The sequence below is a fragment of the Actinosynnema pretiosum genome, from assembly GCF_024171695.1.
Taxonomy (GTDB): domain Bacteria; phylum Actinomycetota; class Actinomycetes; order Mycobacteriales; family Pseudonocardiaceae; genus Actinosynnema; species Actinosynnema pretiosum.
Window position 1 is genome coordinate 33,466 of the sequence record NZ_JAMTCF010000030.1, and the last position, 24,332, is coordinate 57,797.

Annotated in this window: 24 protein-coding genes; 20 read left to right on the forward strand and 4 right to left on the reverse strand. The window is 72.4% G+C overall.

Going from position 1 to position 24,332, the window contains the following annotated elements; translation table 11 throughout:
* The first annotated feature begins 44 nt into the window (after positions 1-44).
* The 4 genes from alaS to LV78_RS38285 are packed head-to-tail and all read left to right on the forward strand — an operon-like array spanning position 45 to position 5,277.
* On the forward strand, positions 45-2,717 hold the full coding sequence (alaS, locus tag LV78_RS38270) for an alanine--tRNA ligase (protein ID WP_253851087.1): 2,673 nt from the start codon (positions 45-47) through the stop codon (positions 2,715-2,717).
* Positions 2,704-3,216: a Holliday junction resolvase RuvX gene (gene ruvX / locus LV78_RS38275; RefSeq protein WP_253851088.1), complete on the forward strand. Its 513-nt coding sequence runs from the start codon at positions 2,704-2,706 to the stop codon at positions 3,214-3,216. Before alaS ends, ruvX begins: the two co-directional genes overlap by 14 nt.
* Entirely contained in the window at positions 3,213-4,439 is a 1,227-nt protein-coding gene (gene mltG / locus LV78_RS38280) for an endolytic transglycosylase MltG (protein ID WP_253851089.1), read from the forward strand. The genes ruvX and mltG overlap by 4 nt, the downstream gene beginning before the upstream one ends.
* Entirely contained in the window at positions 4,423-5,277 is an 855-nt protein-coding gene (locus tag LV78_RS38285; protein WP_253851090.1) for a shikimate dehydrogenase, read from the forward strand. The genes mltG and LV78_RS38285 overlap by 17 nt, the downstream gene beginning before the upstream one ends.
* 103 nt (positions 5,278-5,380) lie before the next feature.
* Here the strand turns inward: LV78_RS38285 and LV78_RS38290 are convergent, their stop codons facing one another.
* The 3 genes from LV78_RS38290 to LV78_RS38300 are packed head-to-tail and all read right to left on the reverse strand — an operon-like array spanning position 5,381 to position 7,731.
* Positions 5,381-5,653 carry an HPr family phosphocarrier protein gene (locus LV78_RS38290; protein WP_253851091.1) on the reverse strand — a complete coding sequence of 91 codons (273 nt, stop codon included), beginning with the start codon at positions 5,651-5,653 and terminating at the stop codon, positions 5,381-5,383.
* A gap of 18 nt (positions 5,654-5,671) precedes the next feature.
* Positions 5,672-6,967: a PTS transporter subunit EIIC gene (locus LV78_RS38295; RefSeq protein ID WP_253851092.1), complete on the reverse strand. Its 1,296-nt coding sequence runs from the start codon at positions 6,965-6,967 to the stop codon at positions 5,672-5,674.
* Positions 6,964-7,731, reverse strand: coding sequence for a GntR family transcriptional regulator (locus LV78_RS38300; RefSeq protein ID WP_372495041.1), 768 nt, complete (start codon positions 7,729-7,731; stop codon positions 6,964-6,966). The genes LV78_RS38295 and LV78_RS38300 overlap by 4 nt, the downstream gene beginning before the upstream one ends.
* A gap of 165 nt (positions 7,732-7,896) precedes the next feature.
* Between LV78_RS38300 and LV78_RS38305 the strand changes: the two genes are divergently transcribed.
* The 11 genes from LV78_RS38305 to nusB all read left to right on the forward strand — a co-directional run bounded on the left by LV78_RS38305 (position 7,897) and on the right by nusB (position 18,872).
* Positions 7,897-8,133: a PTS sugar transporter subunit IIB gene (locus LV78_RS38305; protein WP_015803964.1), complete on the forward strand. Its 237-nt coding sequence runs from the start codon at positions 7,897-7,899 to the stop codon at positions 8,131-8,133.
* Complete coding sequence (locus LV78_RS38310) at positions 8,130-8,588, forward strand: PTS sugar transporter subunit IIA (protein WP_253851094.1); 459 nt, start codon at positions 8,130-8,132, stop codon at positions 8,586-8,588. The genes LV78_RS38305 and LV78_RS38310 overlap by 4 nt, the downstream gene beginning before the upstream one ends.
* A 167-nt stretch (positions 8,589-8,755) precedes the next feature.
* A complete protein-coding gene (locus tag LV78_RS38315) occupies positions 8,756-9,328 on the forward strand; it encodes a prepilin peptidase (RefSeq protein WP_253851095.1) in 573 nt (190 codons plus the stop codon).
* An 880-nt stretch (positions 9,329-10,208) separates the two neighbouring features.
* On the forward strand, positions 10,209-11,408 hold the full coding sequence (gene aroC, locus LV78_RS38320; protein ID WP_253851115.1) for a chorismate synthase: 1,200 nt from the start codon (positions 10,209-10,211) through the stop codon (positions 11,406-11,408).
* The gene (locus LV78_RS38325) at positions 11,405-11,923 is read left to right on the forward strand and encodes a shikimate kinase (protein WP_253851096.1); all 519 of its coding nucleotides are present in this window, start codon (positions 11,405-11,407) and stop codon (positions 11,921-11,923) included. Before aroC ends, LV78_RS38325 begins: the two co-directional genes overlap by 4 nt.
* Before the next feature lie 975 nt (positions 11,924-12,898).
* Positions 12,899-14,005, forward strand: coding sequence for a 3-dehydroquinate synthase (gene aroB, locus LV78_RS38330; RefSeq protein WP_253851097.1), 1,107 nt, complete (start codon positions 12,899-12,901; stop codon positions 14,003-14,005).
* Positions 14,002-14,442, forward strand: coding sequence for a type II 3-dehydroquinate dehydratase (gene aroQ, locus LV78_RS38335; RefSeq protein ID WP_253851098.1), 441 nt, complete (start codon positions 14,002-14,004; stop codon positions 14,440-14,442). The genes aroB and aroQ overlap by 4 nt, the downstream gene beginning before the upstream one ends.
* Before the next feature lie 463 nt (positions 14,443-14,905).
* Positions 14,906-16,417 (forward strand): glycoside hydrolase family protein, encoded by a 1,512-nt coding sequence (locus tag LV78_RS38340; RefSeq protein ID WP_253851099.1) that lies wholly within the window; start codon positions 14,906-14,908, stop codon positions 16,415-16,417.
* A 293-nt stretch (positions 16,418-16,710) separates the two neighbouring features.
* A complete protein-coding gene (locus tag LV78_RS38345) occupies positions 16,711-17,820 on the forward strand; it encodes a M24 family metallopeptidase (RefSeq protein WP_253851100.1) in 1,110 nt (369 codons plus the stop codon).
* Between the two features lie 55 nt (positions 17,821-17,875).
* Entirely contained in the window at positions 17,876-18,439 is a 564-nt protein-coding gene (gene efp, locus LV78_RS38350; RefSeq protein WP_253851101.1) for an elongation factor P, read from the forward strand.
* Position 18,440: 1 nt separating this feature from the next.
* Complete coding sequence (gene nusB / locus LV78_RS38355; RefSeq protein WP_253851102.1) at positions 18,441-18,872, forward strand: transcription antitermination factor NusB; 432 nt, start codon at positions 18,441-18,443, stop codon at positions 18,870-18,872.
* A gap of 319 nt (positions 18,873-19,191) precedes the next feature.
* On the opposite strand, the gene bldD is transcribed toward nusB, so the two are convergent.
* Positions 19,192-19,680, reverse strand: a complete 489-nt coding sequence (gene bldD / locus LV78_RS38360) for a transcriptional regulator BldD (protein ID WP_015803953.1) — start codon at positions 19,678-19,680, stop codon at positions 19,192-19,194.
* 258 nt (positions 19,681-19,938) lie between these two features.
* Here bldD and pyrR point away from each other — a divergent pair, with 258 nt between their 5' ends.
* From pyrR to carA, 5 genes are read left to right on the forward strand one after another with little or no spacing between them, the layout of a single operon-like run.
* The gene (pyrR, locus tag LV78_RS38365; RefSeq protein WP_308208805.1) at positions 19,939-20,511 is read left to right on the forward strand and encodes a bifunctional pyr operon transcriptional regulator/uracil phosphoribosyltransferase PyrR; all 573 of its coding nucleotides are present in this window, start codon (positions 19,939-19,941) and stop codon (positions 20,509-20,511) included.
* Entirely contained in the window at positions 20,508-21,443 is a 936-nt protein-coding gene (locus LV78_RS38370; protein ID WP_253851104.1) for an aspartate carbamoyltransferase catalytic subunit, read from the forward strand. The genes pyrR and LV78_RS38370 overlap by 4 nt, the downstream gene beginning before the upstream one ends.
* Positions 21,440-22,735: a dihydroorotase gene (locus LV78_RS38375; protein WP_253851105.1), complete on the forward strand. Its 1,296-nt coding sequence runs from the start codon at positions 21,440-21,442 to the stop codon at positions 22,733-22,735. Before LV78_RS38370 ends, LV78_RS38375 begins: the two co-directional genes overlap by 4 nt.
* Positions 22,732-23,223: a PH-like domain-containing protein gene (locus tag LV78_RS38380; RefSeq protein ID WP_253851106.1), complete on the forward strand. Its 492-nt coding sequence runs from the start codon at positions 22,732-22,734 to the stop codon at positions 23,221-23,223. The genes LV78_RS38375 and LV78_RS38380 overlap by 4 nt, the downstream gene beginning before the upstream one ends.
* On the forward strand, positions 23,220-24,332 hold the full coding sequence (gene carA, locus LV78_RS38385; protein ID WP_253851107.1) for a glutamine-hydrolyzing carbamoyl-phosphate synthase small subunit: 1,113 nt from the start codon (positions 23,220-23,222) through the stop codon (positions 24,330-24,332). Before LV78_RS38380 ends, carA begins: the two co-directional genes overlap by 4 nt.

Here is a 24,332-nt window from a genome sequence, read left to right on the forward strand (position 1 = left end):
CGCGCCGCGCAAGGAAGACCGCCACCACAGCCAAGGACCCGACCGTGCAGACACACGAGATCATCAAGCGCTTCCGCGAGCACTTCGAGAACGCCGGGCACGCCGTCGTCCCCAGCGCCTCCCTGCTGCTGGACGACCCGAACCTGCTGTTCGTCAACGCGGGCATGGTGCCCTTCAAGCCCTACTTCCTCGGTGAGGCCCCGTCGCCGCACAAGCGCGCCACCAGCGTGCAGAAGTGCGTGCGCACGCCGGACATCGACGAGGTCGGCAAGACCACCCGCCACCTGACGTTCTTCCAGATGGCGGGCAACTTCTCGTTCGGCGACTACTTCAAGGAAGACGCCATCCGGCTCGCCTGGGACCTGGTCACCAAGTCCCAGGACGACGGCGGCTACGGCTTCGACCCCGAGCGCCTGTGGGTCACCGTCTACCTGGACGACGACGAGGCCGCCGACCTGTGGCAGAAGATCGCCGGTCTGCCGCCGGAGCGCATCCAGCGCCGGGACGTCGAGGACAACTACTGGTCCATGGGCGTTCCCGGCCCGTGCGGCCCGTGCTCGGAGATCTACTACGACCGAGGCCCCGAGTTCGGCGCCGAGGGCGGCCCGGTCGTGGACGAGGACCGGTACCTGGAGATCTGGAACCTGGTCTTCATGCAGAACGAGCGCGGGGCGGGCGGCGCCAAGCGCGACTACCCGATCCTGGGCGAGCTGCCGTCCAAGAACATCGACACCGGCATGGGCGTCGAGCGGGTGGCGTTCCTGCTGCAGGGCGTGGACAACGTCTACGAGACCGACCTGGTGCGGGCCGTCATCACCAAGGCCGAGGAGCTGTCCGGCCGCAAGTACGGCGACAACCCGACCGACGACGTCCGCTTCCGGGTCATCGCCGACCACGCCCGCTCCGGCGTGCTGCTCGTCGGCGACGGCGTCACCCCCGGCAACGAGGCCCGCGGCTACGTGCTGCGCCGCCTGCTGCGCCGCATCGTGCGCTCCTCGCGCCTGCTGGGCGTGACCGAGCCGGTGCTCCAGACGTTCGCCGCCGTCGTGCGCGACACCATGGGCCCCTCCTACCCGGAGCTGGTCAGCGGGTTCGCCCGCATCGAGCAGGTCCTCAAGGCCGAGGAGGACACGTTCCTGCGCACGCTGGACGCGGGCTCCCGGATCTTCGAGACCGCCGCCGGGACCGTGAAGTCCGAGGGCCGCGCGATCCTGCCCGGTGACAAGGCCTTCCAGCTGCACGACACCTACGGCTTCCCGATCGACCTCACCCTGGAGATGGCCTCCGAGGCCGGTCTGACGGTGGACGAGGACGGCTTCCGCAAGCTGATGGCCGAGCAGCGCGCCCGCGCCAAGGCCGACGCGGCGGGCAAGAAGACCGGCCACGGCGACCAGACGGTGTACCGCGAGCTGCTGGAGCTGGGCGCCACCGAGTTCACCGGCTACACCGAGCTGGCCAGCGAGGCCGTGCTGCGCGGCATCGTGTCCGGCGGCAAGCGGGTCAAGTCGGCCCGCGAGGGCGACATCGTCGAGGTCGTGCTCGACCGCACCCCCCTGTACGCCGAGTCCGGCGGCCAGGAGAGCGACGCGGGCGTGATCGTCTCCGGTGGCGCCGAGCTGGAGGTCGTGGACGTCCAGAAGGTCGCCCGCAAGCTGTGGGTGCACCAGGTCCGCGTGGTCTCCGGCGAGATCGCCGAGGGCGAGAAGGTCGAGGCCCGCGTCGACGCCGACTGGCGCGTCGGGGCCCGCCAGGGCCACTCGGGCACGCACGTCGTGCACGCCGCCCTGCGCCAGGTGCTCGGCCCGTCCGCGCTCCAGTCCGGCTCGTACAACAAGCCCGGCTACCTGCGGCTCGACTTCGCCTGGACCGGCGGCCTGTCCGAGTCCACGCGCAGCGAGATCGAGGAGGTCTCGAACCTGGCGGTTCGCAAGGACCTGCCCGTGAGCGTGGTCTACACCGACATGGGCGGCGCCCAGGAGATGGGCGCGGTCGCGCTGTTCGGCGAGACCTACGACGAGACCGTGCGCGTGGTCGAGATCGGCGGCCAGTGGTCGCGCGAGCTCTGCGGTGGCACGCACGTCGAGCACTCCTCGCAGATCGGTCCCATCACCGTCATCGGCGAGTCGTCGGTCGGCTCCGGGGTGCGACGGCTGGAGGCCTACGTCGGCATCGAGGCGTTCAAGTACCTGGCCCAGGAGCGGGCGCTGGTGCAGAACGTGGCCTCGATGCTGAAGGTGCCCGACGCCGAGGTGCCTGCCCGCGTCGAGGCGCTGGTCGAGCGGCTGCGCGTGGCCGAGAAGGAGCTGGAGAAGGTCCGCTCCGCCCAGCTCGTCGCCTCCGCCGGGTCGCTGGTCTCGCAGGCGCTGGACGTGCGCGGCGTGTCCGTGCTCGCGCTGGCCCTTCCGGAGGGCACCTCCGGCGGCGACGTGCGCGCCATCGCCACCGAGGTGCGCGGCCGGATGGCCGAGGGGCCCGGCGTGGTCGCGCTGTTCGCCCCGGACGGCGACAAGGTCAGCTTCGTCGTCGCCACCACGGCGGGCGCCCGTGACCTGGGTCTCGCCGCGGGCAAGCTGGTGCCCGCCTTCGCGCCCGCCGTCGGCGGTCGTGGCGGCGGCAAGCCCGACCTGGCCCAGGGCGGTGGCACCAACCCGGCGGGCGTGCCGCAGGCCGTGGCCGCCGTGCTCGCCGAGGTGGAACGCGCCCTTGAGCAGCGGTGACACCCCCGGCGTCGACGATCCCGGCCTCGGTCGGAGGCTGGGCGTCGACGTCGGGGCGGTCAGGGTCGGGGTCGCGCTGAGCGATCCGGGTGCCTTTCTGGCGACTCCGCTGGTTACCCTGTCCCGTGACGAGAAGAACGGCCGGGACCTGGACGACCTGGCCGGGTTGGCAGCCGAGCACGACGTGGTCGAAGTCGTGGTCGGCCTGCCCCGGACCCTCGCGGGCAAGCACGGACCGGCGGCTCAGGCCGCCACGGCGTACGCGGCGGTGCTCGCCGAGCGGGTCGCACCCGTCCCGGTGCGGCTCACCGACGAGCGCCTGACCACCGTGACGGCGAGCCGCGTGCTGGCTCAGCGGGGGGTGCGGGGCAAGAAGCAACGCGCCGTCGTTGACCAGGCTGCCGCTGTCGAGATCTTGCAGTCCTGGCTCGACGCACGAGCGCGACACGTGGCGAGGGCCGCCGCCGAGCGGCCACCTGGAGCGAAGGACGGCTCGTGAACGACGATCTCGGGTTGTTCAACGACCCTGAAGCGAAGGAAGAGCGCGGCGGCAGAGGCGCCAAGGCCGCGATCGCCGCGCGCTTGAAGGGCAAGCAGAAGCGCGCCGTGGTCATGTGGACCGTGGTCGCGCTGGTCCTGGGCGTCGGCGGTGTCGGCGCCTACTACGGCTACCGGACGCTCTCGGGCATCGGGTCGTGGGAGGACTACTCGGGGGCCGGGGACACCGACGCGATCGTCGAGGTCAAGGACGGCGACCTGATCAGCTCCATCGCCACCACGCTCAAGGAGCAGGGCGTCGTCGCCAGCGCCCGCGCCTTCGTCGAGGCGAGCAAGAACGACGCGCGCGCCGAGGGCATCCAGCCGGGCTTCTACCTGCTCAAGACCAACATGTCGGGCGCGAACGCGGTCACCATGATGGTCGACCCGAAGGCGAAGATCGTGCCGCTGGAGGTGCGCGGCGGGTTCGTGCTGCACGACATCACGCAGCCGGACAACTCCGTGACCAAGGGCATCTTCACGCTCATCGCCGAGGCGTCCTGCGTCGAGATCGACGGGCAGAAGAAGTGCGTGACGCCCGAGGAGGTCAGGGACGCGGCGGAGAACGCCGACCCCGCGGCCCTGGGCATCCCCGAGTGGGCCATGACGGACTTCACCAAGGTCAACAAGGTGCGCAGGCTCGAAGGCCTGATCGTGCCCGGCCTGTACCACCTGAAGCCGAACGCGTCCGCCGTGGAGGTGCTGCGCGACGTCATCGCCAGCTCGACCACGCGCATCCAGAGCTACGGCATCCCCGGCGGGGCCAAGAACACCGGGTTCCGGCCGTACGAGGTGCTGGTGATCGCGTCGCTGGTGGAGAAGGAAGGCCTGGAGAAGGACTTCACCAAGGTGTCGCGGGTGATCCAGAACCGGTTGGCCACCGCGCACATGCTCGGCCTGGACTCCACGATCAACTACGAGCTGGACCGGCCCGTGCTGGAGACCACCGACGAGGCGCGGAGCTCGAACAGCCCGTACAACACCTACCGGTTCCCGAACCTGCCGCCCACCCCGATCGGCTCGCCGAGCAAGCAGGCGATCGAGGCGGCGATCAACCCGGCGAACGGTGAGTGGGAGTACTTCGTGAAGTGCCAGAAGGACGGCACGTCCTGCTTCTCGAAGACGATCGACGAGCACAACGCGCTGGCGCAGAAGGCGATGGAGGAAGGTGTCTTCGGCAACTGAGGGCAGGCGGGCGGCCGTGATCGGCTCGCCCGTCTCCCACTCCCTGTCACCCGTGCTGCACAACGCGTGCTTCGAGGCGCTCGGGCTGCGCGGCTGGGAGTACGGCTGGATCGACTGCCCGGAGGACGGGGTCGCGGAGCTGGTGCGCGGCCTCGGCCCCGAGTGGGCCGGGTTGTCGGTGACCATGCCGGACAAGCGCGCCGCGCTGGCCGTGGCCACCGCGCCGTCGCGCACCGCCGTGCTCGTGGGCGCGGCGAACACGCTCGTGCCGTTCGAGGGCGGCTGGCGGGCCGAGTGCACCGACGTCGTCGGCGTCACCGGGGCGCTGCGCGCGGCGGCCGGATTCACCTCCGGCGAGCGCGGGCTGGTCCTCGGCGCGGGCGGCACCGCGACGGCGGCGCTGGTCGGGCTGGCGTCGGTGGGCGTGCGGTCCGTCGCGCTGGTCGTGCGGGACGTCGCGCGGGCCGGTGAGGCGGTGGCCTGCGCCGAGCGGGCCGGGGTCGAGCTGGACCTGGTGACCTGGGACTCGGCCGACTTCGGCGCGCTGGCGGCGGAGGCGGACGTGCTGGTCAGCACCGTGCCACCGGACGCGACCGAGCCGGTCGCCGACCTGCTCGCGTCCACGCCCGCCGTGCTGGACGTGATCTACCACCCGTGGCCGACGCCGCTGGCGCTGGCCGTGCGGCGGCTCGGCCGGGAACCGGCGACGGGCCTGGACATGCTGCTGCACCAGGCCTTCGGGCAGGCCGAGCTGTTCACCGGGCTGCCCGCGCCGCGCGAGGCGATGCGCGCCGCCCTGCGCGCCGCGACCGGGAACCTGCTGCCGCTGCCGGTGTGAAACCTCGCTCGAAAACCCCCGCGCACCAACGAGACCGCGCCCCCACCCCCGGCTTCCGGGGTGGGGGCGCGGCCCTTTTGCTGTGCTTTTCCGCTGTGCTGGATCAGCCCTCGTCGAGGTCGGTGGCGATGATCTCCGCGATGGCGGCCAGCGCCTCCTCGGCCCCGTCGCCCTCGGCGGTCAGCACGACCTCGTCGCCGTGCATCGCGCCCAGGGTCATCAGGCCCAGCACGCTCGCCGCGTCCACCGGCTGCCCGTCACCCCTGCTGATGGTGATCTTCACCGGCTTGCGCTCCGCCGCCGCCTTGGCCAGCAGCGCCGCCGGGCGGGCGTGCAGCCCGACCTTGCTCGCCACCGTCACCCGTCGTTCAGGCATGATCCCTACCTCTCGTCGCTAGGACCGCTCGGGCCGGTTCTTGGCCCCGCGGGTCCCCTCCTCGGTCCTGCCACCGGGCGCCGCGCCCTCGACGACGCTGGGGTCGGCCTCCGGGTCCTCGTCCTCGTCCCGGCCCGGCGTCCTCAGGTTCCACTTCGTGATGACGAAGCGGAACAGGAAGTAGTACACCACCGCGTAGACCAGGCCCAGCACGATGATCAGCAGCGGCTTCTCGGCGATGTTGAAGTTCAGCGCGTAGTCGATCGCGCCCGCCGAGAACGAGAAGCCGTCGCGGATGCCGAGCGCGTTGCTGATCGCCATCGAGGTGCCGGTGAGCACCGCGTGGATCAGGTACAGCGGCCAGGCGACGAACATGAACGCGAACTCCAGCGGCTCCGTGACGCCGGTGATGAACGCGGTCAGCGCGGCCGAGCCCATGATGCCCGCGACGACCTTCCTCTGCGCCGGGCGGGCGGTGTGCACGATCGCCAGCGCGGCGGCCGGGAGCGCGAACATGAAGATCGGGAAGAAGCCGGTCTGGAACGTGCCCGCCGTCGGGTCGCCCGCGAAGAACCGCTGGATGTCACCGGTCTTGCCCTCGTACTCCCCGAAGACCTGCCAGACGAAGGTGTTCGGGATGTGGTGCAGGCCCAGCGGGATCAGCAGCCGGTTGACCGTGCCGTAGATGCCCGCGCCGAGGATCGTGCTGCTGGACACGGCCTCGCCGAGCCAGGTCAGGCCCGCGTTGAACAGCGGGTAGACCAGGCCGAGCAGCACGCCCAGGACCACCATGACGCCCGCGACCAGGATCGGCACGAACCGCCTGCCGCCGAAGAACGCCAGGTACGGGGGGAGCTTGATGCGGTGGTACCGCTGCCACAGCACGGCTGTGATCAGACCCACGATCACGCCCGCCAGCACCGAGTAGTTGATCAGGACTGGCTTGTCGGGGTTCGGCTGGTCCAGCACGAACGGCGACATGGCCTTGAAGACCGCCTGGATGACGACGTAGCCGACCACCGAGGCCAGCGCGGTCGACCCGTCGCCACGGCGGGCGAAGCCGATCGCCACGCCCACCGCGAACAGCAGCGGCAGGTTGGTGAACAGCGCGTCGCCCGCGCCGCCGATGACGGCGGCCACCTGGATCCAGCCGAGACCCTCGGCTCCGAGCAGGTCGGGCTGGCCGAGCCGGAGCAGCAGGCCGGCGACGGGGAGCGCGGCGATCGGCAGCATCAAGCTGCGGCCGAACCTCTGCAACCCGGCCAGTCCCTTGATCTCACGACCGCCCGTCGCCTGTGGGGCGCTGGCGCTCATGTGGTACCTCCCTTGGCGGAGTGCGGGCCGGAGTCCGGGACGGTCCGGTCCAGTTGCATGGTCACCTGGTAGAGATCACCCCGGTACCAGGACGTCATGTCCTCGACCGGCCTCCCGCCGCTGCTGGCGATCCTGCGGAACACCAGCAGCGGACTGCCCTCGCGCACGCCGAGCAGCCGGGCCGTCGCCCGGTCCGCGCCCTCGGCCCACGCGGTCTGCTCCGCGTGGTCGAGCTGGACGCCGTAGGCGTCGGCGACGATCGCGTACAGGGAGCCGGTCAGGTCGTGCGCGGGCAGCCCCGGCACGACGCGCGGGCTGTACCAGCCGCGCTCCACGGTCAGCGGCACGCCGTCCGCCCTGCGCAGGCGGACCACGGCGCAGGCGTCCTCGCCGGGCGCCAGGCCCAGCGCGGACGCGGCCGACACCGGCGCGGGCTCCTCGGCGCAGCGCAGCACCTCCGACGACGGCGTGAAGCCGCGCTTGCGCATGTCGTCGGTGAAGGACTCCAGGTACAGCTGAACGTCCATCCGGCGCTTGGCGGTGAACGTGCCCCTGCCCTTGGCCCTGGTGAGCAGGCCCTCGGAGACCAGCTGGCCGATCGCGGCCCGCACCGTGATGCGGGAGACCCGGTACCGGGTGGCGAGGTCGCGCTCGGACGGGATGGCGGACCCAGGAGGGGCCTCGTCGGCCACCGCGCGGAGGATGTCCCGCAACTGAGCGTGCTTGGGCTTGGGCCCGTCGACGATCCGGTGCTGCACGGTCAACCTCCTCCCGTCGTCGCGCCTGCCAGCCGGGATTGGTACTTTCCGGTCTAGACCAGTTGGTGCGGGGAGGATGCTCCGCCCGCTGATCGGGTGTCAACCCGCCGTTACGCGACCGTGGCCAAGCGGGGGCGCTCACCATCGGTGAAGTCGAGAGAGGACTCGGACATGGCTGACGAGAAGGCTGCGGGAATCCTGGCGGCGCTCGGCGGGGCCGACAACATCGTGGAGATCGAACCCTGCATCACCCGGCTGCGCTGCGAGCTGGAGGACGGTTCGCTGGTCGACGAGAAGGCGCTGAAGGCGCTGGGCGCGCACGGCGTGATGCGGCAGGGCTCGGTCGTCCAGGTCGTGGTCGGCCCGGAGGCGGACACCATCGCCAGCGACATCGAGGACCTGCTGTGACGCTCCACGTCGAGTCCCCCGTGAGCGGTCGCCCGGTCCCCCTGGACCGGGTGCCGGACCCGGTGTTCGCGCAGGCGATGGTAGGTCCGGGCTTCGCGGTGGAACCGGACCCCGGCCCCGCCGACGTCCTGTCCCCGATCGCCGGGACGATCGTGACCCTGCACCCGCACGCGTTCGTCGTGGCCGCTCCGGACGGCGGCGCGGTCCTGGTGCACCTGGGCATCGACACCGTGAAGCGCAAGGGCGAGGGCTTCGCGGTGCACGTGGCGAAGGGCGACGTGGTCGAGGCCGGTCAGCGCGTGGTGACCTGGGACCCCGCGGAGGTGGAGGCGGCCGGTTACGCGCCGATCTGCCCCGTGGTGGCCCTGGAGGCGGAGGCGTCCGCCCTGTCACCGGCAACCCCCCTAGGCGACCACGTGAAGGCGGGAACCCCGTTGTTCACCTGGTCCCGCTGACCCTCCCGCCCTGATTCCCAAATAGCCACCCAATCGCATTAACCCCACACATTATCCATCTTCTCCGCCGACTGAACGGACCGTTCACCCCAAAAACTCCGGATGAACGGTCCGTTCACTCAACCCCCGCCTTGCGCAGCTCACCACCCCAGGCGCACCGTGGACCCATGACATTCCACCTGACCTACCTGGGTCTCCTGGCCGGCCTCCTAATTCCTCCGACCCTGCGCCGCCTGCGACGGGGAACAACCATTCCCTGGTGGTGGTGCGCTCCGCCAACAGCATTGCTGTGGTCCCTGACGGGAGCCCTGAACGTCCCCCCGAATTGGCTCCCGATCCCACTGACCCTGGCCTGGCTGGGCGTAGCCCTGACGGTGGTCGACCTGCGCCACCGCAGACTCCCGAACGCCCTGACCCTCCCCGCCTACCCCGTGCTGCTCCTGCTCCTGTTCCTGTCAGGCGCGGACCCGCTGCGCGCACTGGCGGGCTGCACCTTGTTCGGCGGCCTCCACCTGCTGGTCCACCTGCTGCGCCCGAACGCCCTGGGCGGCGGCGACGTGAAACTCGCCGGCCCACTGGGCGCAGTCCTGGCCTGTGTCTCCTGGTCCGCACTACCCCTGGCCACAGCCCTGGCAAGCCTGACCACCGCCCTCCTGCCCCGCAAACACCCCCCATGGTCAATCCCGCACGGCCCAGGCCTACTGGCCTCGACCTGGCTCCTGTCGGTGGTGGCGGTCTGAACGGTCTGAACCGACGCCCGCAGGGCGAGGGGGAGTCTTGGACTGGCGGGTGTTGGTCGGCTGAAGGGAGGGGCGGCGCGGACTGTCCAGCCTGGCTGGGCCAACTGGCTGGGGCAGGCTGGCCGGGCCGGGTCGGGCTGGGCTGGGCCGGACTGGCTGGCTTGCTGGGGCGGGCTGGCCGGACTTGTTGGGCTGGTTGGGCCGGACTGGCGGATGGTTGGGCTGAGTGGGAGTCGGGAGTGGCTGGACTGGGCTTGGCAGTGTCAGGCCAAGCCAGGCCAGGCTGAACCTGGGACGGGGGTTCGCCAAGACAGAAGTCGCACTCGGGCTCGGGGCCGCAGCCCGCAACTGGCCGCACACCACTGCGGAAAGACGAAGCCGCCACCCACCGCAACGAAGCGCGGGCGATGTGCGCACGCGCAGCGTGCGCACAGAGCACCTCTCCCGCGTCCCTCGTCTCCGTTTGGCCTGGCGAAGCCCGAGCGCAGGTGTCAAGATGCCGCCGCACTGCGCGGCAGACTGCCTGGTCAAACGGCGTCTTGACGCCTGTGCTTGCCTGAAAGGAGGCCAAACGGAGACGAGGGACCCCAACCACCGCAGTCCTTCGCCGTAAACCGGACCACCAACAAAACGGCCACCGGCCGGCAGAGCCCGTCCCCCTCGTTTTTGGCGGCCTGCCCCGCCGGCGAGGCGAGCTCTTCAGCTCTTCGCCCTTGATCTTCGCTCTTGCCCTTAGTCCTTCCCCCTTGAGCCCTCAGCCCCAGGAACGCCCACCCCCACCCGCCACGCCCCCACCCCCACGGTGACCCGTCCCACGTCCACCCCTCGGGACACTCACCCCCCACTACCAGCGCATTCCCCCTATGCGAGGATGTCGAACGTGCTGCGCTGGATCACCGCTGGGGAGTCCCACGGCCCGGCCCTCGTCGCCGTGCTGGAAGGCATGGTCGCCGGGGTCGAGGTCACGACATCCGACCTGACCGCTCAACTCGAGCGCCGCAGGCTCGGTTTCGGCCGCAGTCCCCGCATGGGGTTCGAGGCCGACGAGGTCGAGGTCCTGGGCGGTGTCCGCCACGGCCTCACCCAGGGCGGTCCGATCGCCGTCCGGATCGGCAACACCGAGTGGCCCAAGTGGCAGAAGGTCATGTCCCCGGACCCGGTGGACCCGTCCGAGCTCAAGCCCACCGGTCGCAACGAGGCGCTCACCCGCCCCCGTCCCGGTCACGCCGATCTCCCCGGCATGCAGAAGTTCGGCTTCGACGAGGCTCGCCCCGTCCTCGAACGCGCCAGCGCCCGCGAGACCGCCGCCCGCACCGCGCTCGGCACCGTGGCCCGCCACTTCCTCAAGCAACTCCTCGACGTCGACGTGATCAGCCACGTCGTCTCGATCGGCGGCGCGAGCACCCCGGCCGACGCCCCCCTCCCCGGTCCGGGCGACCTGGCCGCGATCGACGAGAGCCCGGTCCGCGCGTTCCACCCGGACGGCACGGCGGCGATGGTCGCCGAGGTCGAGGCCGTGAAGGAAGCCGGTGACACCGTCGGCGGCGTCATCGAGGTCATCGTCTACGGCCTCCCGCCCGGTCTGGGCTCGCACGTGCACTGGGACCGCAGGCTCGACGCCAGGCTCGCGGGCGCCCTCATGGGCGTCCAGGCGATGAAGGGCGTCGAGGTCGGCGACGGCTTCACCAGCGCCACCAGGTGGGGCAGCCAGGCCCACGACGAGATCGACCGAGGCGACGGCCCGAAGGGCGTGACCCGCCGCTCGAACCGGGCCGGTGGCCTGGAAGGCGGCATCACCAACGGCGAGCCGCTGCGTGTCCGCGTGGCGATGAAGCCGATCTCGACCGTGCCGAGGGCCCTGTCGACCATCGACGTCCGCACCGGTGAGCCCGCAGTGGCGATCCACCAGCGCTCGGACGTCTGCGCGGTCCCGCGCGCAGGCGTCGTCCTCGAATCCGTCGTGGCGCTGGTCGTCGCGGAGGCCGCCCTGGAGAAGTTCGGCGGCGACTCCCTGACCGAGACCCGCCGCAACGCGGACGCGTACCTGCGCGAGCTGGAAGCGCGCTGGGAGGGCAAGTGAGCCCGAGGTTCGTCGTCCTAGGCCCACCGGGAGGCGGCAAGACGACGGTCGGCGTCCTGCTCGCCGAACGCCTGGGCGTCGGCTTCCGCGACACCGACGACGACATCGTCGAGTCGACCGGCAAGCCCATCTCGGACATCTTCACCACCGACGGCGAACCGGCGTTCCGCGCCCTGGAGGAAGCCGCAGTCGCGAAGGCCCTCGCCGAGTACGAGGGCGTCCTGTCCCTGGGCGGCGGAGCGATCCTGTCCGACCTGACCAGGACCCGCCTGGCGGGCCACACCGTGGTCTTCCTGAACGTCGGCATGGCCGAGGGCGTCCGCAGAACGGGCCTCTCCAGCGCCCGCCCACTGCTGGCAGGCGTGAACCCGCGCGCGACGTACAAGGCCCTGCTGGACGCCAGGCTCCCCCTGTACCGCGAGGTGGCGAAGATCGAGGTGGCCACGGACACCCTGACCCCGGAGGAAGTGGTGGCCACCATCCTCGCCACTCCCGAGGCTGCTCCGACCTCCTGACCCGACGGCACGCACGGCTGCGCAGAACCACGTCCTGCGCAGCCCCACCACGCCCCCAACCCCGACCAGCCGCCCCGCGTCTGCCGCCCCGCGCCAACCGCACTGGGCCGCGCGACCGGGCCAGCCGGGTCGGGTTGGTCACGCCAGAGCACCCGCACCAACCACGTTGCACGGCCTCGGCCTCGCCACCCGCGCCGCGCGACCACACCGCCCGTACCGCACCGGTCACACCGCCCGTACCGCACCGGCCTTGCCGCCCGCGCCGCGCGACCACACCGACCGCGCGGCGCATCGTGCCGACCGCACCAGGCCTCGCCGACCGCACCAGGCCTCGCCCACCGACCAGGCCTCGCCGACCGCACAGCCATCCTGCTCGCCCTGGGCCCCACCCTCGCCTACGGCTGCCCGCAAAGCCCATCGGGCACCCCACCCCCGCCTCGCCTCGCCCGCCTCGCCTGGCCTCGCCCATCTCGCCTGCCTGGCCCGGCCTCGTCTCACCTCGTCCGGCCTGGCTTGCCCGACCCGACCCGGCCTGGCTTGCCCGACCCGACCTTGCTCGCCCGACCCGATCTGGCCCGGCCTTGCCTGGTCTCGTCCGGCCTGGCCTGGCCTCGCCCGGCCTGCCTCGCCCGGCCTGCCTCGCCCGGCCTGCCTTGCCCGACCCGGTCCGACCCGACCTGGTCTGACCTGGTCAGACCCGGCCCGGCCCTACCCAGCCCGACCTGGCCCAGCTCAGCCCCACCTGGCCCCCCAGCCCGGCCCGGCCTCGGATGGTCTGCCTCGCCCGGCCCGTTCGCCCGGCAGGGCCTCGCCTCGCCCGTCCCGTCCGGTAGGGCCGCGCCCCGCCCGCCCGCCTCACTCGCCCCCACCCGTCCCACCTCCCACCCCCACCCACCCCGTTTCCGGCGTGCGGCCAATGCCCCCACACCCCGGCGTGGTCGAATGTGGGCCGGACTGACTAGCTAGGGAGTGGTGATGGGCGAGCCGGTGCGCATCCGCGTGGCCGCGGAGCGGCCGTACGAGGTCATCGTCGGGCGCGGGCTGCTCGGGGACCTGGTCGAACTGCTGCGCGGCACCTCGAAGGCGGCGATCGTGCACACCGCCGTGCTCGCCGAGACGGCGGACGCGGTGCTCGAGGAGTTGCGCGGGGCCGGGATCGACGCGCACCGGGTCGAGGTGCCCGACGCCGAGGACGGCAAGGACCTGCGGGTCGCCGGGTACTGCTGGGACGTGTTCGGGCAGATCGGGCTCGGGCGGCAGGACGTCGTCATCGGGCTCGGCGGCGGGGCGGTCACCGATCTCGCCGGGTTCGTCGCGTCCACCTGGATGCGCGGGGTGCGGCTGGTCAACGTGCCGACCACGCTGCTCGGCATGGTGGACGCCGCGGTGGGCGGCAAGACCGGCATCAACACCGACGCGGGCAAGAACCTCGTCGGCACCTTCTACGAGCCGACCGCCGTCCTGGCCGACCTCGCCACCCTGGAGAGCCTGCCGCGCAACGAGCTCGTCGCGGGCATGGCCGAGGTGGTCAAGGGCGGGTTCATCGCCGACCCGGCGATCCTCGACCTGATCGAGGCCGACCCGGCCGCCGCGCTCGACCCCTCCGGCGACGTGCTCGCCGAGCTGGTCCGCCGCAAGATCCAGGTCAAGGCCGACGTCGTGTCCACCGACCTGCGCGAGTCCGACCTGCGCGAGATCCTCAACTACGGCCACACCCTCGGCCACGCCCTGGAGCGCCGCGAGCGCTACCGCTGGCGGCACGGCGCGGCGATCAGCGTCGGCCTCGTGTTCGCCGCCGAGCTGGCCCGCCTGGCGGGCAGGCTGGACGACGCCACCGCCGACCGCCACCGCAGCGTGCTCACCTCGCTGGGCCTTCCCGTGGCCTACGACCCGGACGCCCTCCCGCAGCTGCTGGAGGGGATGCGCTCGGACAAGAAGAACCGCTCCGGCGTGCTCCGCTTCGTGGTGCTCGACGGCCTGGCCAAGCCCGGCAGGCTGGAGGGCCCGGACCCGTCGCTGATCGCCGCTGCCTACTCGGCGGTCGCGGCCGAGCCGAGGACCGGCGGGAGCATCCTGCTGTGAAGCTGCTCGTCCTCAACGGCCCGAACCTCGGCAGGCTCGGCACCCGCGAGCCCGCCGTCTACGGCCGCACCACCCACGCCGACCTGGTCGCGCTCTGCGAGTCCACCGGCCGCGAGCTGGGCGCCGAGGTGGAGGTCAGGCAGACCGACCACGAGGGCGAGATGCTCGGCTGGCTGCACGAGGCCGCCGACGAGTCCTGGCCGGTCGTCCTCAACCCGGCCGCCTGGACCCACTACTCGGTGGCCGTCCGCGACGCCTGCGCCCAGCTCACCGCGCCGCTGATCGAGGTGCACATCTCGAACGTGCACAAGCGCGAGGAGTTCCGCTCGCACAGCTACATCTCACCGGTGGCGGAGGGCGTCATCGCCGGCCTGGGCGTCCAGGGCTACGCGCTCGCCCTGCGCTACCTGGTCGACAAGGCCACCACCTCGGCCTGACCCCCGCGCCCCGCGCGGACGCACGACAGCGCACACCCCGAACCGCCCCGGCCCAGGAGCCCGCCCCCTGGACCGGGGCGGTTCGCGCGTCCTGGGGCGCCTGCGGGCTGAACGCGGGGTGGACGAGAGGTGTGGGGCGAAGGGTGGACGGGAGCAGGTGCCACCCGACTTCACACCGACCCCGCCACCCGGCGGGCATCATCCCCCACCGGGGTACCTCAAAAGGGGGTTCCACTGGATCTCAGGTTTGCTTCCCCGCGTCCGTACGCAGGGTCGTGCACCGGAGTTACCGAGTGCTACCAAGCCTGCCCGCAGAACAGCCGCAGATTTCCCGGCGAGGTCCCGCGTCATCGAATGCTTCACTCCAACAGGTGGTTTGTTCCCTATAATCGACCCCTATCGGGAATGTAGTCACTTTCCTGTCGCCGTGTGCCCGCAGACCACGCAGGAGATCAGTTCCGGCATGGCCAAACACCACAGGCGTGCGGCGTCCGCGCTCGCAGGCGTCCTCGTCCTCGTCACCCTCGCGGCGTGCGCGCCCAGCGAGGCCGCGCCGTCCCCCGACCACCACCCGGTGGCCGAGACCTCGGCGTCCCCCGACCCGCAGCCCCGCCAGCGGCCGGAGAACGTCCTGCTCACCACCGACCGCGGGCGGCAGAGCCCCGGCGTCGTCGCGGCGGGCGGCGGGGACTCGCCGTACAACTACGGGCCCACCGTCATGGTCGAGAACGGCCAGGTGCGGATGTGGTGGTGCAGCCAGCTCGGCTACGCCCTCCCGCCCGGCGACGACCTGCTCTACTCCCGCGCCACCTCGCTGGACGGCCCGTTCACCGCCCCGGACGGCAGCAGGGCCGTCCCCGTGCTGAGCGGCACGACCACCGGGTTCGACGGGATGCACACCTGCGACCCCACCGTCGTCAAGGCCGGTGACACCTACTACCTCTACTACACCGGGGCCGCCGGGGACCACGCGCACGGCAACGCCATCGGCGTCGCCAGCAGCAAGGACGGGATCTCCTGGTCCCGCATGGCGAACGGCGCCCCGATCGTCACCCCGGCCTACGACGCCGTCCGCGACAACACCTACGGCTCCGGCCAGCCCGCCGCCGTGTTCCTCGGCGGCTGGTTCTACCTCATGTTCACCGACACCACCGGCGCCGCTGCGGGCTGGAACGGCGCGGGCCAGTTCGTGCTGCGCTCCCAGGACCCGACGTTCCGCCGGGGCGTGCAGGCGCTCGGCGAGCGGGGCTTCGCCGACGTGGACGCCACGAACAAGCCGCGCACCCGCTCCGTCGTGGACGCCTTCAGCGCCGACCTGATGTGGATCGACGCGCTGAGCGCCTTCGCGATCGCCCACGAGACCGAGCAGGGCACCACGGTCACCTTCTGGGACCGCGACTTCACCGCGCACCCGTTCCAGCCGGTGCTGATCCCCGGCCGCTGGCGCGAGGGCCCCGGCCTGGTCCGCACCCCGAACGGCCACGCCCCGGTGTCCCCGCAGGACCCGTGCGGCCGGATCCCGCTGGACGTCGTGCGCGCCACCGTCGACGGCTGGGCCAACGCCCCCACCGACCTGACCCGCTTCGGCGTCGACCTCGCGGGGGCGCCCGGCTGCGAGACCGAGGAGGAGGCGGGCGTGCTCGACGGGTTCGCCGTGCCCTCGCCGGAGAACACCCTGGACCTGGTGGTGGCGGGCGAGCTGGTCAGGGTCGAGCGCCGCTCGGTCGCCGAGCGCCTGGCGAAGGGCGTGCTGGGCCGCAGGCCCGCCGCCGTCGAGTCGATGCCGGTGGTCGGCAGGCTGCCCTCGGGCGTCGAGGCGGTCGGCGGACCGGGCGGGCAGGTCGGGCTGCTGGTGGACGGCAAGCTGTGGCTGGTCGGCGGCGACGACGCTGCCAAGCTGAACTCCTCCCCGATCACCTGGGTCTCCGCCGAGTCGTGGGCGGAGTACGCGCAGGCCGGGAACCTGCGCCGCTGAGCCGAATCGGAATTCGCGGCTCCGGAGCGTGGCGGGCGAGCACCGCCGGTGAAATCCGGGGCCGCGAAATCCGGGTTCGGGAGCGGACGGGCGCAATACCGGGGGAGCGGATACCGGGGGCGCGGGCGAACCCGCGAATTCGGGAAACCGCGACCGGTAATTGCAACGATGCATTCGCCGTCGAACCGACCGATCGACCGGCCACCGCCACACCCGCCCTGTGCCCGTCCGCACCCGCACCCGCCCACCACCGCCCCCGGCCGACCCGTCCCGCTCCGCCTAGGCTCCGAGCCATGCCGCACACCTCGCGCCGCGCCGCGCTGCGGGCCACGCTCCGGGACCGGGGTCTCGACGCGCTGCTCGTCACGAACCTGCTCAACATCCGCTACCTGACCGGGTTCACCGGGTCGAACGCCGCGCTGCTCGTGTCGGCCGCCTCCGACGAGGCCACCACCTTCTGCACCGACGGCCGCTACACCACCCAGTCCGCCCGCCAGGTGCCCGACCTCGAACGCCTCACCGACCGCCCCTGCGGCGAGGCGCTGGCCGCCCGCGCCGCGAAGGCCGGGCTCCGGAAGGTCGGCTTCGAGAGCGCCCACGTCACCGTCGACGGCCTCGACTCGCTCGCCGCCGCCGCGTCCGCCGCGGGCCCCGCCACCGGCCCCGCCACCGAGCTGGTCCGCGCCCCCGGCATGGTCGAACTGTTCCGCCTGGTCAAGGACGACACCGAGATCGAGGCGCTGCGCATGGCCTGCGCCGCCGCCGACCGGGCGCTCGCCGACCTCCTGGAGCACGGCGGCCTGCGCGCGGGCCGCACCGAGCGGGAGATCGCCCGCGAGCTGGAGAGCCGGATGCTCGACCACGGCGCCCAGGGGCCCTCGTTCGAGTCGATCGTCGCGGCGGGCGCCAACTCCGCCATCCCGCACCACCGCCCCACCGACGCCGTCGTCAGGACCGGCGACCTGGTGAAGCTCGACTTCGGCGCGCTGGTCGACGGCTACCACTCCGACATGACCCGCACCGTCGTCGTCGGCCCGCCCGCCGACTGGCAGCGCGAGCTGCACGACCTGGTCGCGACCTCGCAGGCGGCGGGCCGCGCCGCGCTGTCCACCGGCACCCCGCTGGCCGACGTCGACCGCGCGTCGCGCTCGGTGATCGAGGCCGCCGGGCACGGCGAGCACTTCACGCACGGCCTCGGCCACGGCGTCGGCCTCCAGATCCACGAGGCTCCAGCGTTCGCCAGGGCGAGTGAAGGTACACTTCTGCCCGGCATGGCGGTCACCGTCGAACCCGGCGTGTACCTGGCCGGGCGGGGTGGGGTCCGCATCGAGGACACGCTCGTGGTGCGCGAAGGCGCCCCCGAGCTGCTCACCCTGACCACGAAGGACCTCGTGGTCGTCTGACGCCGCCAGCCCACCGGCAGTCAAGCCCCCACACCCAACAGGAGAGTCCACCACCGTGGCCACCACCAACGACCTGAAGAACGGCCTGGTGCTGAACCTCGACGGCCAGCTCTGGACCGTCACCGCGTTCCAGCACGTCAAGCCGGGCAAGGGCGGCGCCTTCGTGCGCACCACGCTGAAGCACGTGCTGACCGGCAAGGTCGTTGACAAGACCTTCAACGCTGGCACGAAGGTCGAGACCGCCACCGTGGACAAGCGGGGCATGACCTACCTGTACAAGGACGGCTCGGACTTCGTCTTCATGGACGGGGACACCTACGAGCAGATCAACGTCCCCGGCGAGACGGTCGCGGACGCCGCGAACTACATGCTGGAGAACCAGGAGGCGGTCGTCGCCATCCACGAGGGCATCGCGCTCTACGTGGAGCTGCCGACCTCGGTCGAGCTGGTCATCCAGCACACCGACCCCGGCCTGCAGGGCGACCGCTCCACCGGCGGCACCAAGCCCGCCACCCTGGAGACCGGCGCCGAGATCCAGGTCCCGCTGTTCGTGACGACCGGCGAGAAGATCAAGGTCGACACCCGCGACGGCCGCTACCTGGGCCGCGTGAACAGCTGACATGGGAGCCCACGTAGGAGCCCGCACGAAGGCGCGCAAACGCGCCGTCGACGTCATCTACGAAGCGGACCAGCGCGGTGTGGACGCCGTCACCCTGCTGTCCGACCGGGTGGGCTCGGCGGACGTCCCGCCGATCAACGAGTACACGATCTCGCTGGTCGAGGGCGTCACCGCGCACCGCGCGCGCATCGACGACCTGATCTCGGAGCACTCCGAGGGCTGGACGCTGCAGCGGATGCCCGCCGTGGACCGCGCCGTGCTGCGGGTCGGCCTGTACGAGCTGCTGTGGGCCGCCGACGTGCCCGACGCCGTGGCGATCGACGAGGCGGTGGAGCTGGCCAAGGGCCTGTCCACCGACGACTCGCCCCGGTTCGTGAACGGCGTGCTCGGCCGCATCGCGGTCATCGCGGACCAGCTCAGGGCCGTTCTCTAGCCGAACGAACACCGACAGGCGGTCGCCCCAGCGGCGACCGCCTGTTCGTGCTTCCCGGACGATCTGAGACGCCCGCGCGGGGCGGCGCGGCTGCCGCGCGGTGCGCTCGGGGACGGGCGCGGGCCCTGCGGAACCCACCCCGCGCCTCGGCGAACGCCGTCGCGGGCGCTCCCTACAGCGCCTGCCGGACACGCCGCCGACGACCCCCAGGACGTCGGGCGACCGCGCTGCCCGCGAGCCGGGGCGCGGGCGGGACCCGCGCGCCGACCGGACCCGCCCCCGTCGCGCGGAGGCGGGCTCGCCGTGCCGGTCCGGAGCCCTAGTCCTCCTTGGACGGCCGGGCCTCGGGAGGCAGCACACCCCAGTCGATGAGCTGCTCGGTCAGCTCCCCGGGAGTCATGTCGTAGATGATCGCGAGCGAGCGCAGGTCCTCGGTGCGGATCGACAGCACCTTGCCGTTGTAGTCGCCGCGCTGGCTCTGGATGGTGGCCGCGTACCGGGCCAGCGGCCCGACCTTCTCGGCGGGCAGCTGCTGCAACCGCTCCAGGTTGATCACGATCTTGGTCGCGGGCTCCGCGCCCGACGGCACGCGGCCCTCCGGGAGCAGCTCGGCAACCGGGACGCCGTAGAAGTCGGCCAGCTCGGCGAGCTTCTGGACGGTCACGGCACGGTCGCCGCGCTCGTACGAGCCCACCACCACGGCCTTCCACCGGCCGCCGGACTTCTGCTCGACGCCGTGCAACGAGAGGCCCTGCTGCTGGCGGATCGCGCGGAGCTTTGCCCCCAGCGCCTTGGCGTAGTCGCCCATGTGGCGGTTCTCCGTTCATTCGCCCCGTCAGCCGGTAGGGGACTGCCCAGGGGAGGCTTAGATCAATACGCAGAGTAATGATTGCTCTCCGTGGTCACCAGGTCAAGCTGATCTCACTGGGACAGGTGGGCGAGACCACTCCGACCACCCGGAAGATTGACCTCCGCGGCCTGATACGGTGCTGGTCAGCCCGGTCTGCACCGGGTGTCCGACGTCCTTTAAGGACCCGTCCGGCGAGGCGGGGAAGGAGGTCCAGCCGTGGCGCCACGTCAACGTGGTGCGACGGACCCGGCCAAAGAGCGCGAATTGCTCTCGGCCGGCGACGTCGCGCGCACCGTCGCCCGAATGGCCCATCAGATCATCGAGAAGACCGCGCTGGATGCACCCAGCGCACCCGAAGTAGTCCTGATGGGGATCCCGAGCCGAGGCGCGCCGCTCGCGCGCAGGCTCGCCGCCCGCATCCGCGAGTTCAGCGGCGTGGACGTGCCCGTGGGCATCCTCGACATCACGCTCTACCGCGACGACCTGCGCAGGGGCCCCACGCGCCCCCTGGAGGCGACCTCGCTGCCGCCCGGCGGCGTGGACGACCGCCTGGTCGTGCTGGTCGACGACGTGCTGTTCTCCGGCCGCACGGTCCGCGCCGCGCTCGACGCCCTGCGCGACCACGGTCGTCCCAGGGCCGTGCAGCTGGCCGTCCTGGTCGACCGGGGCCACCGCGAGCTGCCGATCCGCGCCGACTACGTGGGCAAGAACGTGCCCACCGCGCGCACCGAGGACGTCGCCGTGCTGCTCGACGAGGCGGACGGCCGCGACGGCGTGGTGCTGCGGTGAGGCACCTGCTCGGCACCGAGGGCATCGACCCGGCGCAGGCCATCGCGATCCTGGACACGGCGGCCAACCTCAAGCGGACCCTGCTGGGCCGCGAGGTCCGCAAGCTGCCCACCCTGCGCGGCCGAACCGTGATCACGGTGTTCTACGAGAACTCCACCCGCACCCGCGTCTCGTTCGAGATCGCGGGCAAGTGGATGAGCGCGGACGTGGTGAACGTCTCAGCCGGTGGTTCCAGCGTCGGCAAGGGCGAGTCGCTGCGCGACACCGCGCTCACCCTGGCCGCCGCGGGCGCCGACTGCGTGATCGTCCGGCACCCGGCCTCCGGCGCCGCCCAGCGGCTCGCGGGCTGGCTGGAGGCGGCGGGCACGTCCGTGGTCAACGCGGGCGATGGCACCCACGAGCACCCCACCCAGGCCCTGCTCGACGCGGCGACCCTGCGCGAGCGCCTCGGCGAGGACCTCGCCGGCCGCCGGATCGCGATCGTCGGCGACGTGCTGCACAGCCGGGTCGCCCGGTCCAACGTGCACCTGCTCACCGCGCTCGGCGCCGAGGTCACCCTGGTGGCCCCGCCGACGCTGCTGCCGCAGGGCGTGCGGAACTGGCCGGTGGCCGTCTCGCACGACCTGGACGCCGAGCTGCCCAGCCAGGACGCGGTCATGCTGCTGCGCGTGCAGGCCGAGCGGATGCACGGCGGCTTCTTCCCGTCCGCCCGCGAGTACTCGATCGCCTACGGGCTGAGCGAGCGCCGCGAGGCCCTGCTGCCCGACCACGCGGTCGTGCTGCACCCCGGCCCGATGCTGCGCGGCATGGAGATCGCCTCGGCGGTCGCCGACTCGCCGCGCGCGGCCATCACCGACCAGGTGCGCAACGGCGTGCACGTGCGCATGGCGGTGCTCTACCACCTGCTCGCACACGAAGAGGAAACCCCGTGAACCCGCTGCTGCTCAGGGGCGTGCGCCCCTACGGCGATGGCGAGCCGGTCGACGTGCTCGTCCGCGACGGCGTGATCGCCGAGCTGGCCGCGACGATCGACGCCGCGACGATCGACGACGTCCAGGTCGTCGACGGCGACGGCGCCGTCCTGCTGCCCGGCTTCGTCGACCTGCACACCCACCTGCGCGAGCCCGGCCGCGAGGACACCGAGACCATCGCGACCGGGTCCGCCGCCGCCGCGCTCGGCGGCTACACCGCCGTGTTCGCCATGGCCAACACCGACCCGGTGGCCGACAACGCCGTCGTCGTGGAGCACGTGGCCCGGCGCGGTCGCGAGGTCGGCCTGGTCGACGTGCACCCGGTCGGCGCGGTCACCGCCGGCCTCAAGGGCGAGAAGCTCGCCGAGCTCGGCACCATGGCCAAGGTCGGCGTGCGCGTCTTCTCCGACGACGGCCACTGCGTGCACGACCCGCTGCTGATGCGCCGCGCGCTGGAGTACAGCCGCGCGCTCGACGCCGTCATCGCGCAGCACGCCGAGGAGCCGAGGCTCACCGTCGGCGCGCAGGCCCACGAGGGCGAGAACGCCGCCCGGCTCGGGCTCCAGGGCTGGCCCGCCTCGGCCGAGGAGTCGATCGTGGCGCGCGACTGCCTGCTCGCGCTGCACGCCGAGGCCCGGCTGCACGTGTGCCACGTGTCCACCTCGGGCACCGCCGACGTGCTGCGCTGGGCCAAGGCGCGGGGCACGCGGGTGTCCGCCGAGGTCACCCCGCACCACCTGCTGCTCGACGACCGCAGGCTGGCCACCTACGACCCGGTCAACAAGGTCAACCCGCCGCTGCGCGCCGAGTCCGACGTGCTCGCCCTGCGCGCCGCGCTCGCGGACGGCTCCATCGACTGCGTCGCCACCGACCACGCCCCGCACGCCGTGCAGGACAAGGACAGCGAGTGGTCCGCCGCCCGGCCGGGGATGCTCGGCCTGCAGACCGCGCTGTCGGTGGTCGCCGAGGCGATGGTCGCCACCGGCCTGCTCGACTGGCGCGGCGTCGCCCGCGTGATGTCCGAGCGCCCGGCCGAGATCGGCGGGCTGGCCGACCAGGGCCGCCCGATCGCGGTCGGCGAGCCCGCGAACCTGGTGCTGGTCGACCCGGACGCCCGCTGGACCGTGCGCGGGGCCGACTTCGCCAGCATCGCGGCGAACACCCCGTTCGAGGGGATGGAGCTCCCCGCCGCCGTCGTGGCGACGGTCCTGCGCGGGCGAGTCACCGCGCTCAGCGGAAGGATCCAGCCATGACCCGCACCCTCCTGGCCCTGCTCTGCCTCGCCGTCTTCGTGCTGATCGCCTACGGCATGTGGCACGGCTGGCGCAGGCGCGCCCGCGCGCAGGAGCAGGTGCTCGCGCGGTTTCCGGCCCCGCCCGCCGAGCAGGGCGAGCCGGTGCTGGAGACCACCGGCGTGTACGTGGGCACCACCATCGGCGACGACTGGCAGGACCGGGTCGCGGTCGGCGACATCGGCCACCGCGCCGAGGCCGTGCTGCGGCTGACCGGCCAGGGCGTGCTGGTGGAGCGCGACGGCGCCTCGCCGCTGTGGATCCCGGCCGCCGACGTGCGCGGCGCGCGCACCGCGCGGGGGCTGGCCAACAAGGTGATGACGGCGGACGGCCTGCTGGTCGTGCGCTGGCAGCTCGGGGACAAGGTGCTCGACACCGGGTTCCGGGGCGACGACAAGGACGTGTACGAGCAGTGGGTGGACGCCCTGAACGCGGGAGGCAAGGCATGAGCAGCGCGGCACTGGTGCTGGAGGACGGCCGCGTCTTCCGCGGCGAGGCGTACGGCGCGCGCGGCGCGTCGCTGGGCGAGGCGGTGTTCTCCACCGCCATGACCGGCTACCAGGAGACCCTGACCGACCCGTCGTACCACCGGCAGATCGTGGTGCAGACCGCCCCGCAGATCGGCAACACCGGCTGGAACGACGAGGACGACGAGTCGACCCGCATCTGGGTCGCGGGCTACGTCGTGCGCGACCCCGCGCGCGTCCCGTCCAACTGGCGCTCCCGGCGCGGGCTGGACGAGGAGCTGGAGCGGCAGGGCGTCGTGGGCATCTCGGGCGTCGACACCCGGATGCTGACCAGGCACCTGCGCGAGCGCGGCGCCATGCGCGCGGGCGTGTTCTCCGGCGACGACCTCGGCACCCCCGAGGAGATGCTGGAGCGCGTGCGCAGCGCCCCGGAGATGAAGGGCGCGAACCTCGCGAACGACGTCACCACCGCCGAGCCCTACACCGTGGACGCGGTCGGCGAGCGCAAGTTCACCGTCGCCGCGCTCGACCTGGGCATCAAGTCGAACACCCCCAGGATGCTGGCCGCGCGCGGCATCGAGGTCCGAGTGCTGCCGCTGACGTCCACCCTGGACGAGCTGCTGGCGGTGGGCGCCGACGGCGTCTTCCTGTCCAACGGCCCCGGCGACCCCGCCACCCAGGCGCACGCCGTGGACCTCACCAGGGGCGTGCTGGAGCGCAAGATCCCGCTGTTCGGCATCTGCTTCGGCAACCAGATCCTCGGCCGCGCCCTCGGCCGCGAGACCTACAAGATGCGCTACGGCCACCGGGGCATCAACATCCCGGTGATCGACGTGGCGTCCGGCCGGGTCGCGATCACCTCGCAGAACCACGGCTTCGCCCTGGAGGGCGAGCCCGGCGAGGAGTTCGGCACCGACTTCGGCCGCGCCCAGCTGAGCCACTACTGCCCCAACGACGGCACCGTCGAGGGCGTGCGCGCGCTGGACGTGCCCGCGTTCAGCGTGCAGTACCACCCGGAGGCCGCGGCCGGTCCGCACGACGCCGCGCCCCTGTTCGACGAGTTCGTGACCCTGATGAGCGAGGCCCGCTGA

Bases quoted from the DNA above. Each gene is read 5' to 3' on its own strand.
- aroB (WP_253851097.1), top strand. From the start codon at position 12,899: ATGGGCGAGCCGGTGCGCATCCGCGTGGCCGCGGAGCGGCCGTACGAG.
- bldD (WP_015803953.1), bottom strand. From the start codon at position 19,680: ATGGGCGACTACGCCAAGGCGCTGGGGGCAAAGCTCCGCGCGATCCGC.
- nusB (WP_253851102.1), top strand. From the start codon at position 18,441: ATGGGAGCCCACGTAGGAGCCCGCACGAAGGCGCGCAAACGCGCCGTC.
- LV78_RS38305 (WP_015803964.1), top strand. From the start codon at position 7,897: ATGGCTGACGAGAAGGCTGCGGGAATCCTGGCGGCGCTCGGCGGGGCC.
- LV78_RS38290 (WP_253851091.1), bottom strand. From the start codon at position 5,653: ATGCCTGAACGACGGGTGACGGTGGCGAGCAAGGTCGGGCTGCACGCC.
- LV78_RS38315 (WP_253851095.1), top strand. From the start codon at position 8,756: ATGACATTCCACCTGACCTACCTGGGTCTCCTGGCCGGCCTCCTAATT.
- LV78_RS38345 (WP_253851100.1), top strand. From the start codon at position 16,711: ATGCCGCACACCTCGCGCCGCGCCGCGCTGCGGGCCACGCTCCGGGAC.
- LV78_RS38295 (WP_253851092.1), bottom strand. From the start codon at position 6,967: ATGAGCGCCAGCGCCCCACAGGCGACGGGCGGTCGTGAGATCAAGGGA.
- carA (WP_253851107.1), top strand. From the start codon at position 23,220: ATGAGCAGCGCGGCACTGGTGCTGGAGGACGGCCGCGTCTTCCGCGGC.
- LV78_RS38340 (WP_253851099.1), top strand. From the start codon at position 14,906: ATGGCCAAACACCACAGGCGTGCGGCGTCCGCGCTCGCAGGCGTCCTC.
- LV78_RS38380 (WP_253851106.1), top strand. From the start codon at position 22,732: ATGACCCGCACCCTCCTGGCCCTGCTCTGCCTCGCCGTCTTCGTGCTG.